The sequence below is a fragment of the Nocardioides sp. genome (assembly GCF_047602075.1).
GTDB lineage: Bacteria > Actinomycetota > Actinomycetes > Propionibacteriales > Nocardioidaceae > Nocardioides.
Genome location: NZ_JASGIF010000001.1, coordinates 2,363,590 through 2,380,298 on the forward strand (window position 1 = coordinate 2,363,590; position 16,709 = coordinate 2,380,298).

At 68.0% G+C, this 16,709-nt stretch carries 16 protein-coding genes and 1 pseudogene; 7 read left to right on the top strand and 10 right to left on the bottom strand.

Annotated elements, in window-relative coordinates; genetic code table 11:
• The first annotated feature begins 50 nt into the window (after positions 1-50).
• Positions 51-1,034 (top strand): PLP-dependent cysteine synthase family protein, encoded by a 984-nt coding sequence (locus QM714_RS11925; protein ID WP_415101078.1) that lies wholly within the window; start codon positions 51-53, stop codon positions 1,032-1,034.
• 540 nt (positions 1,035-1,574) lie between these two features.
• Here the strand turns inward: QM714_RS11925 and QM714_RS11930 are convergent.
• Positions 1,575-2,009: a hypothetical protein gene (locus QM714_RS11930; protein ID WP_415100691.1), complete on the bottom strand. Its 435-nt coding sequence runs from the start codon at positions 2,007-2,009 to the stop codon at positions 1,575-1,577.
• Positions 2,010-2,386: 377 nt separating this feature from the next.
• Positions 2,387-3,115 carry an oxidoreductase gene (locus QM714_RS11935; protein WP_415100693.1) on the bottom strand — a complete coding sequence of 243 codons (729 nt, stop codon included), beginning with the start codon at positions 3,113-3,115 and terminating at the stop codon, positions 2,387-2,389.
• Positions 3,116-3,185: 70 nt separating this feature from the next.
• Between QM714_RS11935 and QM714_RS11940 the strand changes: the two genes are divergently transcribed.
• Complete coding sequence (locus tag QM714_RS11940) at positions 3,186-4,022, top strand: class I SAM-dependent methyltransferase (RefSeq protein WP_415100695.1); 837 nt, start codon at positions 3,186-3,188, stop codon at positions 4,020-4,022.
• A 2-nt stretch (positions 4,023-4,024) separates the two neighbouring features.
• Here QM714_RS11940 and QM714_RS11945 read toward each other — a convergent pair whose 3' ends face one another.
• Positions 4,025-4,825, bottom strand: coding sequence for a GNAT family N-acetyltransferase (locus QM714_RS11945; RefSeq protein ID WP_415100697.1), 801 nt, complete (start codon positions 4,823-4,825; stop codon positions 4,025-4,027).
• 78 nt (positions 4,826-4,903) lie between these two features.
• Here QM714_RS11945 and acs point away from each other — a divergent pair, with 78 nt between their 5' ends.
• Positions 4,904-6,889 carry an acetate--CoA ligase gene (acs, locus tag QM714_RS11950; RefSeq protein ID WP_415101080.1) on the top strand — a complete coding sequence of 662 codons (1,986 nt, stop codon included), beginning with the start codon at positions 4,904-4,906 and terminating at the stop codon, positions 6,887-6,889.
• Here acs and nhaA read toward each other — a convergent pair.
• Entirely contained in the window at positions 6,849-8,078 is a 1,230-nt protein-coding gene (gene nhaA, locus QM714_RS11955) for a Na+/H+ antiporter NhaA (RefSeq protein WP_415100699.1), read from the bottom strand. The genes acs and nhaA overlap by 41 nt on opposite strands.
• A gap of 119 nt (positions 8,079-8,197) precedes the next feature.
• Here nhaA and QM714_RS11960 point away from each other — a divergent pair.
• Together QM714_RS11960 and QM714_RS11965 are read left to right on the top strand one after the other, a co-directional pair.
• Positions 8,198-8,365: pseudogene (locus QM714_RS11960) on the top strand (phage holin family protein); the annotation flags it as partial.
• Positions 8,366-8,468: 103 nt separating this feature from the next.
• Positions 8,469-8,600 carry a hypothetical protein gene (locus QM714_RS11965; RefSeq protein WP_415100701.1) on the top strand — a complete coding sequence of 44 codons (132 nt, stop codon included), beginning with the start codon at positions 8,469-8,471 and terminating at the stop codon, positions 8,598-8,600.
• Positions 8,601-8,795: 195 nt separating this feature from the next.
• Here QM714_RS11965 and QM714_RS11970 read toward each other — a convergent pair whose 3' ends face one another.
• The 4 genes from QM714_RS11970 to nth are packed head-to-tail and all read right to left on the bottom strand — an operon-like array spanning position 8,796 to position 11,909.
• Complete coding sequence (locus QM714_RS11970) at positions 8,796-9,971, bottom strand: MarP family serine protease (protein WP_415100703.1); 1,176 nt, start codon at positions 9,969-9,971, stop codon at positions 8,796-8,798.
• On the bottom strand, positions 9,968-10,636 hold the full coding sequence (locus QM714_RS11975) for an NUDIX hydrolase (protein ID WP_415100705.1): 669 nt from the start codon (positions 10,634-10,636) through the stop codon (positions 9,968-9,970). Before QM714_RS11975 ends, QM714_RS11970 begins: the two co-directional genes overlap by 4 nt.
• Complete coding sequence (locus QM714_RS11980) at positions 10,633-11,208, bottom strand: TlpA family protein disulfide reductase (protein ID WP_415100707.1); 576 nt, start codon at positions 11,206-11,208, stop codon at positions 10,633-10,635. The genes QM714_RS11975 and QM714_RS11980 overlap by 4 nt, the downstream gene beginning before the upstream one ends.
• Positions 11,205-11,909: an endonuclease III gene (gene nth / locus QM714_RS11985; RefSeq protein WP_415100709.1), complete on the bottom strand. Its 705-nt coding sequence runs from the start codon at positions 11,907-11,909 to the stop codon at positions 11,205-11,207. Before nth ends, QM714_RS11980 begins: the two co-directional genes overlap by 4 nt.
• 179 nt (positions 11,910-12,088) lie before the next feature.
• On the opposite strand from nth, the gene QM714_RS11990 reads away from it, so the two are divergent.
• Positions 12,089-12,766 carry a Crp/Fnr family transcriptional regulator gene (locus QM714_RS11990; RefSeq protein WP_415100711.1) on the top strand — a complete coding sequence of 226 codons (678 nt, stop codon included), beginning with the start codon at positions 12,089-12,091 and terminating at the stop codon, positions 12,764-12,766.
• Positions 12,767-12,905: 139 nt separating this feature from the next.
• Here QM714_RS11990 and QM714_RS11995 read toward each other — a convergent pair whose 3' ends face one another.
• Positions 12,906-14,165, bottom strand: coding sequence for a DDE-type integrase/transposase/recombinase (locus tag QM714_RS11995; protein WP_415097538.1), 1,260 nt, complete (start codon positions 14,163-14,165; stop codon positions 12,906-12,908).
• A gap of 895 nt (positions 14,166-15,060) precedes the next feature.
• On the opposite strand from QM714_RS11995, the gene QM714_RS12000 reads away from it, so the two are divergent.
• Positions 15,061-15,834 carry a hypothetical protein gene (locus QM714_RS12000; RefSeq protein ID WP_415100713.1) on the top strand — a complete coding sequence of 258 codons (774 nt, stop codon included), beginning with the start codon at positions 15,061-15,063 and terminating at the stop codon, positions 15,832-15,834.
• A gap of 19 nt (positions 15,835-15,853) precedes the next feature.
• On the opposite strand, the gene QM714_RS12005 is transcribed toward QM714_RS12000, so the two are convergent.
• The gene (locus QM714_RS12005; protein WP_415100715.1) at positions 15,854-16,708 is read right to left on the bottom strand and encodes an MBL fold metallo-hydrolase; all 855 of its coding nucleotides are present in this window, start codon (positions 16,706-16,708) and stop codon (positions 15,854-15,856) included.
• Position 16,709: the final 1 nt, after the last annotated feature.

The window sequence follows — 16,709 nt, forward strand, 5'->3', positions numbered from 1 at the left end:
AGGCTATCCACTCTCTTCGTGCTGACGAGACGCGCAGCGCCGACACCCACATGGTGAGGCTGCCGACTGGTGACGATACGTCCGCACTGATCTACCTCAAGGACGAGTCGACCCATCCGACGGGAAGCCTCAAGCATCGGTTGGCGCGGTCCCTCTTCCTGCACGCAATCTGCACCGGCCACATCGGTCCCACCACGACGGTCGTCGAGGCGTCCAGCGGATCCACGGCCATTAGCGAGGCCTACTTCGCTCGCCTGATCGGGGTGCCGTTCGTCGCAGTCGTCGCGTGCTCGACGAGTCCGGCCAAGGTGGCGCTGATCGAGCGCGAGGGCGGCCGTTGCGAGTTCGTCGAACGCGCCGACGAGGTGTATGACGCCGCCAGGCTCCTTGCCGACCGCCTCGGTGGCCACTACATGGATCAGTTCACGAACGCCGAGCGGGCGACCGACTGGCGGGGCAACAACAACATCGCCGAGTCGATCTTCGAGCAACTAACCAACGAACCATTCCCCATCCCCGACTGGGTAGTGGTCGGCGCCGGCACCGGAGGAACCAGTTCGACCATCGGGCGCTACCTGCGCTATCGCGGCCACGAAACCCGCCTCGCGATCGTGGACCCAGAGGGATCGGCCTTCCTCCCATGGTACGCCGGCGATAGGGCCACCGCTCCCGGATCGAGGATCGAAGGGATCGGCCGACCCCGCGTTGAACCGTCGTTCATTCCCGGCGTAGTCGATCGCATGATGCTGATCCCGGACGCCGCGTCCGTGGCAGCGATGCGTGTCCTCGGCGACCGCACGGGTTTGCGCGCCGGGCCGTCCACCGGGACCAACCTCTATGGCGCACTACGGCTCGCCTGCGAGACGCACGGACGGGAGCAGCCGGGCAGCATCGTGACACTGTTGTGCGATCGATCGGACCGCTACGACGCGACCTTCGACGATGATGACTGGCTCCGGCAACAGGGACTGGACTTCGCTCCCTACCTTGAGGTTGTCGAGACGGCCTGGTCCACACAGAGATGGATCGGTTGAGGCTGGGGTGCTGAGAATCAACGGTGTTGTTGGTCTCTAGCTTGACACGCCCGGCTGACCACCCTCGCGGACATCGCCGGCGCCGGCGTGGGGGGCTCAAGCACGAGGTTGCTCGCCCGGGCTGACGGCGTCGATCGACCAGGCCGCCCAGGGACCCGGCATGACCAGCTTCACGCGGCCGACGATCGTGGATCGACCCGAGCGGCCGATCCACGATCTTCTCGGCCGGCGGTCGAGCCCGCGCGCCTTCCTTCCGTAAGCGACCACTCCCACGGAGCTGAGGGCGATGTTCTCCGCGGCGGCATTGGGCCTAGGCCCCCTCGGCACTCAGCAGCCAGCCTTGGCGGTTCATCGTCGGTTCGCGACCGGACTCGACCTGGCAACCGATCTATGACTGTCTGGACGACGGCAACCGCCGTTGGGCTGGGGTGGCTCCGATGTTGTCGTTGAACATGGCCCTGTTACGAGACGGCGACCACGAGTCCCCCGAGGCGATCTACTATCTCGGTCAAGCGGTGGCGCACCTCACGATCGAGGCGCTCAAGAGGGATCCTTGCGTGCGGGCGCGGGCCAATACGCGCGGACGAGTTCGAGGAGGCCGCGGCCCACCACCGGCACCGCGAATCCAGCGGCCAACGCAAAGAGAAATGTCATGCCCTGGTCGCCCAGAACCCTGGTGGCGCCTACCCCTGCCGCACCCGCAAGCAGTCCGAGCGTCAGGACCAACGAGCGGCCCGCAACAACTTCGTCCTTCTTTGGCTGGCGAGGAACTGCGATGTGCAGCTGAAGACACCAGACGAGGCCACCCACAAAGCCAGCGGCAAGCATCAAGACGTAGACGGGTGCCGCGTCCGCCCTCGCCGCGGCACCAAACTCGACCCAGCCAATAGATGCGATCAGGCACAACGCGAGACCGAACCCTGTCAGCCATCGCGCGCGACGCCGTCGCCCCTGGAGCGCGTCAGTATCTGTCATTCAAGTACTCCATCGGCCCACAGGGCAGCCATGCCTTCCACACCGCTGACGTCGAGACTGTAGTTCCTCGCGGACCCGCATGTCGGAGAGTTGGTCCAGGCAGTGCCCGCGCCGTAGGAGACTCGGCGCGCCGTTGTCAAGTCTTGAAGTGGCCGCAGAGTCGGCGTACAACATGAGACAAGGACAACTCAAGACCAGCACGTGAACCGGGTACCCACGCGGCGATCGACCCTTTGACAGGGCGCCCGTCACCGGGAAAGGCCCGGGGCGGCAATTCGAATGATGCACGCCTGGTAACCATCGGTTTCACGTGTCAGCGGCGGCACCCAGACCTTGCGAGGCGGGTGCCGCCCGCATGTCCAGGCAAGGCGCTGCGATCAGCCAGCAACGACCGGGCTCTCCTCCGCACCCCGGGCGTAGGCCTCCGCGGCGTAGAGCAACCAGGAGTGCACACCGGCCTGCCCGCCGTCTTGATAGGCGCGCAGCTGGGATTCGTACGCCGGCCGCAGCGCCAGGTGGGCCGCCTCCGGCACCGTCAGCGACTTCTCGTCCACCCCTCGGGAGACCAACACCAACCGCTCGAGCGCGCGGGCAACCAGTCCGTTGTGGGAGGCGAACGGCGCCCCGCTCGCGACCTCCGCGTGGAGGACCGCGGCGATCAGCAATGCCGGCGCCTGGGTGGGCCCGGTCAGCACCTCGGCCACGGTGCGCAGCCGAGTCGCGGCAGCCTCGTCGCGTGGGCGGCCCAGCCGCTCGACGTCGAGAACACCAGCAGCGGCCACTGCATGGAGGCGTGCGAAGACCTGCAGCGGTGTCCGACTCAGCGCCGGGGCGAGGCCCAACAACTCGGTAGAGACGCGAAGAGATGCCGCGGCGATCTCGTCGCCCCCGCCCTCGCGCACCTCGGCCAGCGACGAGCCAGACCCCTCGAGCACGGCGCTCGCGTGGGCGCCGCGAAGCAACGACTCGACGGTCACCTCCGGGTTTGTCCGCCGCAGGCCCCGATCACGCAGCAGCGCGTCGATGCCGTCACGCGCCGCGGCGTAAGCCGAGCCCACGCCCTCCAGCGCAATCAGGGCGGCCAGCGGATCCGATCGAGAGTCCATCGCCCGGCAACCCTAGACGCGCTCCTTGGACACCGAGAATCGAGGACCGGGTGGGGTAGCCTGCGAATCGATGGACGAGGACGTACGACGCCACGCGCGCAGCTTCGGGTCGGTGGCGCAGGCCTACGACCGGGGCCGGCCGTCGTACCCTCGCGAAGCGGTGCAATGGCTGATCGGCCGCAGGGGCGCGACCGTCCTCGAACTCGGCGCCGGCACCGGGAAACTGACCGCGGAGCTGATTGCGCTCGGCCACGACGTGCACGCGACCGACCCGGACGACGCCATGCTGGACGTGCTGCGCGAGCGGGTGCCGAGGGCGCGGGTCAGCAACACCTCGGCCGAGGAGATCCCGCTCGGCGACCGGAGTGTCGACGTGGTGATCGCGGCGCAGGCGTTCCACTGGTTCGACCACGACCTCGCCCTGCCCGAGATCGCCCGCGTGCTGCGTCCAGGCGGCCATCTGGCCCTGGTGTGGAACCTGCGGGACGAGCGGATCCCGTGGGTGCGGCGGCTCGGTCGCCTGATCGGCACCCAGGAGCAAGACACCGACCCGGCCGAGATGCTGGTCAACTCCAAGCTGTTCGGCTTCGTCGAGCAGCAGGAGTTCAAGTCGTGGCAGGACGTCAACCGCGAGTCGATCCTCGACCTGGTCGCCTCCAGCTCGAACGTGGCTGTCCTCGACGAGGAGCAGCGCGCCGCCAAGCTCGCCGAGGTGCTGGCGTTCTACGACGACTACGGCCGCGGCATGGACGGCATGCAGCTGCCCTACGTCGTGTCCTGCCACAAGGCGCTCGTGGTCGACAAGGTCGACGAGTCAGCGTCCGCCGCCGACTCCGACGAAGGCGTCACCCTCGGCAAGCCGAGTGACGGCACCGACACCGACATGCTGCTCATCGACTTCCGCTGACCTCAGTCTCGTGTCCAGATGTACGGCGTCGTAGTGGTGACCGCGACCAGCCCCGACCGCTCCAGGATCGGACGAGACATGTCGGTGCAGTCGCTGTGGATGTAGCGAACCCCTAGCCCCAGTGCGGCGACGGCGCGGGCGGCGGTCAGCGCCCGATAGATGCCGCGCCCTCGCCACTCGGGCAGCGTCGAGCCACCCCAGATCCCGGCGAACTCGGTGCCGGGGACCACGGTGAGCCGTCCCGCGCTGACCACCTCACCATCGGCCTCCGCCAGCCAGAGCCCACCGCCGGCGACGTCGGCGACCTGGCGAGCCAGCTCCTCGGGGTCGGAGCCGCGGCCCATCCCGAAGACCGACTCCTGCATCGCCGACGCGCGACGAACATCGTCGAGCAGGTCACCGCCCTCGCCGGCCCTCCGGATGGACACCCCGTCCGGGACCTGCACCGGCACAGCGAGGCCGGTCGCCTCGCCGATCATCACGGTCTCTCGCTCCTCGGCCACTAGGCCCTGGGCGACCAGCCGCTCGGGCAGGTCGGCCGGAGCGTCGTGGCCACGCGTCTTCCACTCGAACCGCTCGACGCCGGTTTGTTCCCGGAAGTGGGCCACCGTGGCACGCACCAGCTCGTCCACGTCGCTGCCCTCGGCTCCGGCGAGGTCGCGGTAGCTGCAGAAGCCGCCGTGGGAGAAGATCCCCCACCACAGCGGCCCGTGCCGAACCACCTCACGAGCACCGTGGAACTCGGCGCGCTCACGCAACTGGTCGTCGTACGCCGTCAGCAGGGCGGCCGGCTCCTCGCTCATCCAAGGGACGCTACTGTGGATCGGGCCCGTCGTCTGGCGCTCACCACCAACCGACCATTTGACGAGGAGATCACCACCGTGACCGAGCAGTCCGAGACGCTGTCGAACCTCCTGCACGAGGAGCGTCGGTTCCCCCCGCCCGCGGATCTCGCGGCCAACGCGAACGTGACCGAGGAGGCCTACCAGCGGGCCGCGGCCGACCGGCTCGCGTTCTGGGAGGCGGCGGCCGAGCGGCTCGACTGGGGCCAGCGTTGGGACCAGGTCCTCGACTGGTCGAACCCACCCTTCGCCAAGTGGTTCACCGGAGCCACCATCAACGCCGCGGTCAACTGCGTGGACCGCCACGTCGACGCGGGGCGGGGCGACAAGGTGGCCATCCACTGGGTCGGTGAGCCGGAGGACGACACCCGCGACCTCACCTACGCGGACCTGAAGGACGAGGTCAGCCGAGCCGCGAACGCGCTGCTCGAGCTGGGCGTGCGGAAGGGGGACCGGGTCGCCATCTACATGCCGATGATCCCCGAGACCGCGATCGCGATGCTCGCCTGCGCGCGGATCGGCGCACCGCACACGGTGGTCTTCGGCGGCTTCTCCGCAGACGCTCTCGCCTCCCGGATCGAGGACTGTGCGGCAGAGGTCGTGATCACCTCCGACGGTGGCTACCGCCGCGGCGCACCGTCCGCTCTGAAGCCTGCGGTCGACGAGGCCTGCGCCAAGGTGGCGGCCGACGGGGCCTGCTCGGTGCGCACCGTCCTGGTGGTGCGGCGTACCGGTCAGGAGGTCGCCTGGGACGACGACCGCGACGTCTGGTGGCATGACGTGGTCTCCCGGCAGTCGCCCGTGCACGAGGCCGAGCTGCACGACTCCGAGCACCCGCTCTACGTGATGTACACCTCCGGGACGACCGGCAAGCCCAAGGGCATCTTGCACACCACGGGCGGCTACCTGGTCGGCACGTCCTACACCCACTGGGCGGTCTTCGACCTCAAACCCGAGACCGACATCTACTGGTGCACCGCCGACGTGGGCTGGGTGACCGGCCACTCCTACCTGGTCTACGGACCGCTCGCCAACGGCGCCACCCAGGTGATGTACGAAGGCACGCCCGACACCCCGCACAAGGGTCGCTGGTGGGAGATCATCGAGAAGTACGGCGTCACGATCTTCTACACCGCCCCCACCGCGATCCGGACCTTCATGAAGTGGGGCGCGGACATCCCCGCGAAGTTCGACATATCCTCGGTGCGGGTGCTCGGCTCGGTCGGCGAGCCGATCAACCCCGAGGCGTACGTCTGGTATCGCGAGACCATCGGCGGCAACCGCGCGCCCGTGGTCGACACCTGGTGGCAGACCGAGACCGGGCAGATCATGATCTCCCCGCTGCCCGGCGTGACCAGCGCCAAGCCTGGCTCCGCGATGACGGCACTGCCCGGCATCTCTGCCGACGTCGTGGACGACCTGGCCAACTCGGTGCCGGACGGCTCGGGTGGCTATCTCGTGCTCAAGGAGCCGTGGCCGGCCATGCTGCGCACGCTGTGGGGCGACGACCAGCGGTTCATCGACACCTATTGGTCGCGCTGGCCCGGTCTCTACTTCGCCGGCGACGGAGCGAAGAAGGACGAGGACGGCGACGTCTGGCTGCTCGGCCGGGTCGACGACGTCATGAACGTCTCCGGGCATCGGCTGTCCACCACCGAGATCGAGTCGGCTCTGGTCTCCCACCCCAAGGTGGCCGAGGCAGCGGTCGTCGGTGCTTCGGACGACATGACCGGGCAGGCAGTGTGTGCCTTCGTCATCCTCCGCGAGGCGGCGGGTGACGGCGGGGAGGACATCGTCACCGAGCTCCGCAACCACGTCTCCCACGAGATCGGCCCGATCGCCAAGCCGCGGCAGATCATGATCGTCCCCGAGCTGCCGAAGACCCGCTCCGGCAAGATCATGCGCCGTCTCCTCAAGGATGTCGCCGAGCACCGCGAGGTCGGGGACGTGACCACGCTCGCCGACTCCACCGTGATGGACCTGATCAAGTCCAAGGAAGGCGCCGCCGCCGGCTCCGAGGAGTGATCTCCCGCCGACCCAGGACGAGAGCGCCGAGGACCGCGGAGACGACCGAGCCCAGCAACACGCCTGCCTTGGCTACGTCGGTGAGCCGCTCGGCGTAAGTTCCGGTGTCGGCGAAGGCGAGCTCGGCGACCAGGAGCGACACCGTGAAGCCGATGCCGGCCAGGATCGCCACACCGAAGAGATCTCGCCAGCCGATCTCCTCGTCCAGCTCGGCGTGGGTGAGCCGGGTGACCAGGTACGAGCCGCCGAGGACACCGAGCGGCTTGCCCAGGACCAGACCGGCGACCACCCCGACCGCTACCGGGCTGTGCAGCCACTCGCGACCACCGCTGAAGGCGACGCCGGCGGACATCAGAGCGAAGAACGGCACCACCAGTCCCGCCGAGATCGGCTGCCAGCGGTGCTCGAGCCGCTCGGCCGGACTGCTGGTCTCTGTCGGATCCCGGCGCACGCGGCTCAACAGCCCGAGCACGACCCCGGCGATGGTGGCGTGGATGCCGCTCTCGTGCAGGCACCACCACGCGAGCACTCCGACGAAGAGGAACGGCCAGGCCGGCCACCGCCGCGCCTGACCCACGGCGTACGCCGCGAAGGCGAGGCCCGCCAGCACCAGCGGCGCCAACTCGATCGAGGCGGAGAAGAAGACCGCGATGATGACGATGACGACCAGGTCGTCGACGACGGCGAGGGTGAGCAGGAAGGCCCGCAGCGAGGCCGGGAGGTTGGACCCGACGACCGCCAGAACGGCCAGCGCGAAGGCGATGTCGGTGGCCGCAGGCACTGCCCAGCCGGCAAGGTGGCCACGGCCGCCGAGGTTGACCATCGTGTAGATCAGTGCCGGGACGGCGACACCACAGCAGGCAGCGACCACCGGGACCAGCGCATCCACCGGCCGGCTCAACGAGCCCACCACCAACTCCCGTTTGAGCTCCAAGCCGGCCACGAAGAAGAAGATCGCCAGGGCGCCGTCGGCGGCCCAGTGCTCGATGTCCAGCGGGCCCAGCTGCAGATGCTGCAGGTCGTGATAGATCGGCGCCCAGGGCGAGTTGGCCCACGCGACAGCCAGCACGGCCGCGCCCAGAGCCAGCAGGCCGCCGACCGTCTCCCGGCGCAGCACGTCGGTGAGGAAGCCGAGCTCGGCAGGCGCGAGGTCGGGGAACCGTCGGCGCCTCGGATGTGGGTCGGGCACGGGTCAACCTAACAACCGAACCGGTCCATGCGGCCCACGAAGACGGCGGCACGGTCTTGTAAGGTCGGGTGCGGAGCCGGTTCGTGGCTCCAGCCACTGCCAGTGCACGGAGGACGACCATGGCACACCAGCCGGTCGGCGACGCCGACCCGACGATCGGCCGCCTCGTCTCGGACGCGACCCGCGACGTCTCCAGCCTGGTCCGCAACGAGATCCAGCTGGCGAAGTCCGAGCTCAGGCTCAGCGTGAAGGCCGGCGGTCTCGGCGCGGTGCTGTTCGGTGTGGCGGCGTTCCTCGCCCTCCTGGCCGTGATCATGCTCTCGGTGGCGATCGCCTACCTGATCAACTGGAGCGGCCACGGCCTCGAAGCTCAAGTGGGCCTTCCTGATCGTGGCGGGCGCCTACTTCCTGCTGGCGGCGCTCGTCGCCTTCATCGGACTGCGCAAGGTCAAGCAGGTCCGCGCCCCCGAGCGGGCGATCACCCAGGCCGAGCTCACCGCAGCCCGGTTCAAGCGCTCCTAATCCGGCTCGTCTGCCGCGGTGCTGTGGTGGCCCGAACCCAACTCCCGCGGTCCTATGGTGGCTGAGGACCCGGAATACAGGGCACTCACCCACGACAAGACCGCGGCAGACGCACGAACACCGCGGCAGACACCGCCCCCGCGCAGCACACCGGGCAACAGCGACCCGGCCAGCAGCCCGGCCCCAGGCCCGCCCTCAGCGCTGTGCGCAGCCCTGGGTGGAGACCGCGCGGCTGCTGCTGATCCCGAGGGCGGCGCTCTGCTTGAGCTGGTCCGCGGTGAGCGCATAGCCGGTCTGCGGGTCGTTGACCGAGGCGGCGAAGACCAGGCCGACGGCGTCGCCTTCGGAGTCGACGATCGGGCCGCCCGAGTTGCCAGGACGCACGGTGCCGCGCAAGGAGAAGACCTCGCGGATCACGGTGTCGGTGCCGTAGATGTTGGGTGAGCGGAGCCGCTGCTCGGCGCGGATCCGCGCGGTCTGGACGTCGAAGGGGCCGTCTTGGGGGAAGCCCAAGATGGCCACCCCTTGGCCCGCCTTGGCCTGGTCGAGGCGGAGCGGCTGGACCGAGGAGTCGTCGAAGGCGAGCACCGCGATGTCCAGGTCGGGGTCGTAGACGACGACGGTGGCCGGCAGCACCTCGTCGCCCAAGGTGATCTCCGGCTCCCGCACGCCGGCGACGACGTGGGCGTTGGTCAGCAGGCGGTCGGTGGCGTAGACGAAGCCGGAGCCCTCGATTCCCTGCTTGCAGACATTCACCCCACGGATCTTGGCGATGCTGTCACCCGCCGCCAGCACGTCGGGGTCGGTGAGCAGACGCTTCGGCCCGGGCTCGACCGCGACGATGCGCTCGGGGGCGAACGGCTCGAGGTAGCGCGGGAAGAAGCTGGTGCCGACCACGTTGTCGAAGGCCCGCAGCAGTTGGTCGGCGCCGTTGGGGAGGGTGCGGTCGATCTGGCCCAGGATGGTCGAGTCGCGCACCAGCGGGGTGACCTTGCCCAGCCGTGATCCGGACACCGCCACACCCAGCGCCCACGCGACGAGCAGCACCGCGACGGCGCTGAGCACCGCGCCGCCGACCGCGTCGACGGCGCGAATCGGTTGCCAGCGGATCGCATCCCTGACCTTGGTGCCGAGGAACTGGAAGAGGGCCTGCCCCAGCGAGGCGGACAAGATCACGATGAACAGCGCGCCGAGCGACACCCAGACCGACGGAGCAGCATCGCCCAGAGTCCGCGGGGCGAGCCAGATGCCGAACGCACCGCCCAGCAGCAGCCCGACCGTGGCGAACGCGCCGGTGACGAAGCCCTGCCAATAGCCGGACAGCGCATAGGCGATCACCACCAGCACGAGGAACCAGTCGAGCAGGTTCACGATCGGCCCTCGGGTCCTGGAACGTTGGAGAGCATGTACGACGGCAGCTCGCGCACCCGACCGCTGTCCCACGGGATCGTCCAGCCGACGTAGTCGAACAGCCGCGAGATGATGCCCGCAGTGAAACCCCAGAGGATGACGTCCTTGTCCTGGCCGATCAGGAAGGCGGGGCCGACCCAGCCAGACGGATGCCGCACCGAGACCCGGTGGGCGGGGTCGACCAGCTCGCTGATCGACTCGTCGAGGACGGCGTGCACCTCGCCTGGATCCACTACGCTCACCGGGCTGGGTCGATGCCACCAGCCGAGCACGGGAGTGACGGCGAAGTTGCTGGGCGGCAGCCACAGCTCGGGCAGCTCGGCGAAGACCTCGACCCCCTGCGGATCCAGGCCGGTCTCCTCCTCGGCCTCTCGGAGGGCGGCCTCGACCGCGGTCTCACCCGGCTCGACCGATCCGCCCGGAAAGGACACCTGGCCGGGGTGGGAGCGCATGTCGTGGGCCCGCTCGGTCAGCAGGAGGCTCCGGCCCCGCTCGCCCTCACCGAAGAGCATCAGCACCGCGCCGCGCCTCGGGGAGGCGTCACCCGGCGGCAGGAAGGCGGTCAGGTCGTTCGCCGAGATCGAGGCTGCGCCCGCGCGGATGGGCTGCAGCCAGTCCGGGATCACCGGGTCACCCCGAGGTGCTCGGCGACCAGGTCCTCCAGCTGGCCGAGCGAGGTGATCTCGACGTACTCCCGGTGGACCACTTGCCCCTGAGCGTCCACGAGTGCGAGGAACGGCAGTCCGCGCAGCACCGGGAACGGGCCCTTCCCGGCGATGGCCGCGTCCGGGTCGGTGAGCAGCCGATAGCCGACGCCCGACTGCTCAGCCAGCTCGACGGCCGCACCACTCTGGGGGTCCCGATAGTCGATACCGAGCACGTCGACCTGCCCGGCGTGGGTGCGCGCGAACTTCTGGTAGATCGGCAGCTCGGTCCGGCAGGGCACGCAGTTCGAGGCCCACAGGTTGATCACCAGCGGACCCCGAAGCGTGGCCAGGTCGACGGCCTTCCCCGAGCTGAGTGGTTGGAGGGTCACCGAGGGCAGCGGTGCCGGCAGAGATTGGGGCTTGGAGGTGCCTGACGCACCGGCGCCGCCCCCTTCTCCAGACGTGCACGCACCGAGCGCCAGCACCATCAGCAGCGTCACCCAGACTCGGGCAACCCTGCTGATGATCGGAGAGTGCGCGGCAGGGATCATGCAGGCCCTTGGGTCTTGACCAGCTTGGCGGCCTCGGCGGGGTCGGTCGGCCCGGTGCCGTAGGACGGGCACCACCGCGCCACCGTGCAGGCGCCACACGCGGGCTTCTTGGCGTGACAGACCCGTCGTCCGTGCCAGATCAGGTGGTGGCAGAGCATCACCCAGTCCTTCTTCAAGAAGAGCGCGCCGACGGCGTGCTCGACCTTGACGGGGTCGGTCTCGTCGGTCCAGCCGAGGCGGCGAGCGAGCCGCCCGAAGTGGGTGTCCACGGTGATGCCGGGGACACCGAACCCGTTGCCCAGCACGACGTTGGCGGTCTTGCGACCCACACCCGGCAGGCTGACCAGGTCGTCGAGCCGCGGCGGCACCTGGGCGTCGTACCGCTCGACGAGGGCCTGGCTCAGCTTCAGCAGCGCATCGGTCTTGGCGCGGAAGAACCCGAGCGGACCGATGATCTCCTCCAGATGCTCACGCGGCGCAGCGGCCATGGCCTCGGGGGTGGGGTAGGCCGCGAACAGGGTCGGGCGGACCGCGTTGACCCGCCGGTCGGTGGTTTGGGCGCTCAGCACCGTCACCACCAGCAGCTGGAAGGGGTTGTCGAAATCGAGCTCGATGGTGGCGTCGGGATAGGTGGCCGCCAGCACCCGGTCGACCTTCCGGGCACGGCGGACCAGGGAGGTCTCTGGGGCTGCGTCGAGCACCGCACCAGAGTACGGCTCCGCGCCGACAACACCGCGCTGCCGGGGGACGTCATCCCCCCGGGTCGGCCGGCCGACCTAGGACGTACGACGTCTCGCGGGTGGGCTTTCGCTGTGATCCATTCCACTCGGTAGGATCAGGGCCACGCCCTCTCGCGGCGCCCCGACACAGGAGGAATTGGGTGAACAACGACGTGCTTCGCCAGGCCCCCCTGTTCGGCGCGCTCGACGACGAGGCTGCCACCGCGCTCCGCGCCTCGATGTCCGAGGTCCGGCTGCACCGCGGTGAGGTGCTCTTCCACGAGGGCGACTCCGGGGATCGGCTCTACATCGTGACCGACGGCAAGGTGAAGCTGGGTCGGACCTCGGCCGACGGCCGGGAGAACCTGCTCGCGATCCTCGGCCCTGGCCAGATGTTCGGCGAGCTCTCGCTCTTCGACCCCGGCCCGCGCTCGGCCACGGTGACCGCGGTCACCGACACGAGCTTCGTGTCGCTCTCCCACGAGGACCTGCTCCGCTGGCTGGACGGTCGTCCGATGGTTGCCCGGGGCCTGCTGGCACAGCTCGCCGGTCGGCTACGGCGCGCCAACGACGTGGTCGCCGACCTGGTCTTCTCCGACGTGCCGGGCCGGGTCGCCAAGGCCCTGCTCGATCTGGCCGATCGATTCGGTCGCACCGCCGACGACGGCATCCACGTCCACCACGACCTCACCCAGGAGGAGCTCGCCCAGCTGGTCGGCGCCTCCCGGGAGACGGTCAACAAGGCGTTGGCCGACTTCGCCTCCCGCGGCTGGATCCGCCTCGAGCCGCGCTCCGTGGTGATCATGGAGGTCGACCGGCTCTCCCGCCGGGCCCGCTGAACCAGAGGAGACGGCAGTACGCGCGCTGGGCGCATCCCTCACACTCGGCCCGTTCGCCCGTCGCACGTGATGCCTCATGTCAAGGTGCCCGCGAAAGGTTGACCATGCCTCACGAGGGATTTGCCCGCGAAACGGGGGGTCAGCCGGCGGCCTTGATCCGGACGCCTTTGCGGACGTCGGGTAGGGCTGTGGGGAAGCTGGCGAGGTAGAGCTGCTCGGTCTTGTGTTTGGCCAGTTTCAATAGGACTGCTTGCAGGTCGGCGATCTCGCGGCCGAGGGCGGCGGGGTTGAGAGTCTCGCGGTAGGTGGTCAGCTCGGTGGCTTGTGTCGGGGAGAGGACACCGGCGGCTAGGAGCCGGTCCAGTGGGGTGGCGGGCTTGTCGTAGACGCGGCGGCGGCGCCCGTCGCGGGTCGAGGTGTAGTCGACGGGCTTGATGGTGGGGGTGAGGTAGTTGAGCCGGTCGTTGATCAGCTGCCATAGCCGGTTCAGCACGACGCGTTCCTCGGTGGTGTCGTAGCGGTAGTAGAAGCCGTACTTGCGGACCAGGTGGTTGTTCTTGGACTCGATGGTGGCTTGGTCGTTCTTCTTGTAGGGCCTGGACCTGGTGAAGAAGATCTCTCGCTCAGCGGCCCAGTTGATGACTGCGTGGTTGAGGAACTCGCTGCCGTTGTCGAAGTCCAGGCCGACCACCTCGAACGGGATCTCCTCAACGCCGGCCGTCAACGCTCCCAGGATGTGGGTGTGGGCGTTGTTGCGCACCGAACGGGTGAAGGTCCACCCGGTGTGCACGTCGGTGAGGTTCAGAGTCCGGGCGAACTCGCCCTTCAACGACGGCCCGCAGTGCGCCACGGTGTCACCCTCGAAGAACCCCGGTTCGGCCTCGACCTCATCGCCGGCCTTGCGGATCTTGATCGAGGACCGCAGCAGCGGTGAGGGTTTGGTCGTCGAGGCCCCGCCGATGGCGTCCTTGGCCTTGGCGGGCTTGAGGTAGCGGTCGATCGAGGCCGCGGACATCGCCAGTAGCTCGGCGCGTACCGACGGGCTGTAGCGGTCGGTGCCGTCGACGAGCTCGCCGTGGCGTTCCAGGGCGTCGAGCTGGATCCTCATCGACGCCGCGAGGTACTTCCCACACTGCCCACCCGAGGCAGCCCAGACCTTCTGGAGCACGACCCGGGCGTCGTAGGAGAACTTATCGGCCCGCCGCTTACGCGGCTTCCTGGCCACCGCCCGGCCTGCTCCTGGCGGCCGGCTCGCTGCCGCGCTCAAGCGACGACGGGCGTTGTCACGCGACCAGCCCGTCACCGCGACCACCTCGTCGAGAATCTGGCCCTTTTCTTTCTTCATGGCCTGCTTGTAGGCCTTCGCGTACTTGCTGGTGATCTCGGCACGAGACTGCATCGACAACCCACTCCCCATGCCCGTCCACGCTCACCGTTTCGCGGGCATTCCTACGTGAGGCACGGAACGCGTTTCGCGGGCAATTTTCGTGAGTCTCGTCGTCGCATTGACGCTGGCCAACCGATGACACTACTCTTGGCTAGATTCACGTGGGTCGGGGGTATCCCAGATGGTGCGGCACGGTAGATATGTCGTTCCTTCGCTGACGTTCTTGCTAGCACTAGTCCTCACAGCTAGCGTCGCCTACGCGAGTCAGGGGGCCGTAGAACTTCGTCATCCTCCGCTCTTGACGGGACGAAGGCTGAAGTGTCCGGAGTCTCGTTCACTCCAGGCTCCGACCATTGTGTTCTTTATTCTGTTCTTATCTTCAACGAGTCTGATCCAGCGATGGTGCAGACCGGTGTCATCAGATGCAACGGAACGGCGGTTGACGGAACTTGCGACGACGTCAAGTTCGTCGAAACGTTTGATGGGAAGAACTATACTTGCTACCCACACGGAAGCTTTACTACCGGGAATTCATATGCGTTTGAAGTAAAGCGTGCATCAGCCACCTCACAGTACTTCCGGGCATACATCGGCGCTAGCAGAGCAGCATACGAGGACCTCGCCGGGTTCTCCGCCAGCGATACGCTTCGCGGATATTCGTGGGGAGAGAGGACACCTGGAAGCAGTTGCTCCGGATGGTCGGGGACGGGTGCTTTCGCGGGCTGGTCGAAGTTCAAGTACGGCTCTGGTTGGAACTACGCCAGCGGACATGTTTTTAATCCGGACGGATGTTGGACTATCCACGGGATAAGCACAACGGGGAACTATAATGTCACTAAGTAGTTCGCGAAGATCTCTTCTTGCTAGCGGGTCGCTGTTGGCTCTCGTCACAGTTTCGGGAGCGAGTTTGGCGCTGGCGAGCCCTGGATCGGATGACAGTCAAAGGCCCAACGACCCAACGTCATACACGGCGGCCACGCAGGACGTCCCGCAATCGGCCAGCATTCAGGATGCCATCGATAGCACCGTCGCCAATCTTGATGCGGACGTCCTCACTAGCGTCCTGCCAGGGGATGCGCCCGACCCAGATCACTGGCAAGGTACTTGGCTCTACATGACGGTTAGAGGGGCACAGGACAGAGATGGAGCGACATTGGCAAGCGCCTGGCAAGCCGATCTCGCACAGGGCGCGATCGCAGAACGAGTGGCCGGAGACAAGCAGAATCTGGCTGATGTGATCGCGGGGAGCGTGATCGAGTTCGTCGCCGACGACGGGTCGCACGTCGCGGTGCAAGGTGGTGCTGGAGATATCGTCCCTGGTCAGTTCTTCGATGCTGATGGTCAATCAGATTCCGCCCTCGTGGCGGACATCGAACGGGTGCTGACTGAGTATGGGCTAGTTGCTGAGAGGGTTCGCATACTGCACCCATTGGACAGTGCCGCTTACGTCAAGGCGAAGGTGACCCGGCCCGACCAGTTCACCGGTAGATTCGATGCGCTGAGAACCTCTATTCTTGGTAGTCCACCGATACTTGAAGGCCTATACCTCGAAATCGATCTAGGCGACGGAGCACCCCTCGTCCGAAGCTCGGTGGCTCTGCGGAGTGGCGCCGGTCGCCTCTGGGTTGCGCCCGGCTATGAAGACATGGTTTCCGCTGCCCACGGCGCTATTCCGAACTGAGTCCACTGCGCATTAGAAGCTAAGGACTCTTTCCTTCACGAGGAGCCGAACTCGACTCGACGAGTCGAGTCAGATATGCCAGCTGGGCGCGGACCGAGAGTTCGGCTGCGCCCCACAGGACCGGATCCACGTCGACGTAGACCTTCTCCACGACGGCTCGGGCGAGGGCGTCGCGCGCGACCAGGTCGTCGTACGACGGGCTGCCGGGGGCTAGCTCGCGCAGGGCTTCGCGCACCTGGTCGAGCCGCTCGTGGCGGTGCGCGATGTAGTAGTCCAGCGTCGCCAGCGCGTCGTCGATGACCGGTCCGTGGCCGGGCCAGATCGTCTCCGCGGTGTGCTCGGCCGCCAGGGCATGCAGGCGGTCCAAGGAGTCGAGGTAGGCACCGAGCTGGCCGTCAGGGTGCGCGACGACCGTGGTGCCGCGGCCCAGCACCGTGTCCCCGGTCAGCACGGCACGCTCGGCGGGCAGCAGGAACGACAAGGAGTCGGAGGTGTGCCCGGGTGTGGCGACGACCCGGATCTCCCAGCCACCCAACTCCAACACGTCACCCTCGCTCAACCCCTCCGAGCCGAGCCGATGCTGCGGGTCCAGGGCGCGAACGCCGCATCCGACCCGCTCGGCGAAGGCGCGGGCGCCGTCGGAGTGGTCGGCATGACCGTGAGTCAACAGCACTCCGCGCACGGCGCCAGCCGCCTCGGCGACCGCCGCCAGGTGGCCCTCGTCGAGCGGACCGGGGTCCACGACGTACGCCGGCCCCTCCGTCGTCGGCCGCAGGATCCAGGTGTTGGTGCCGTCGAGGGTCATGATCGACGGGTTGGGCGCCAACACACAGGCGCTCGCGGCGCCGAAACCACCGCCCGTCCAGATGCTCATC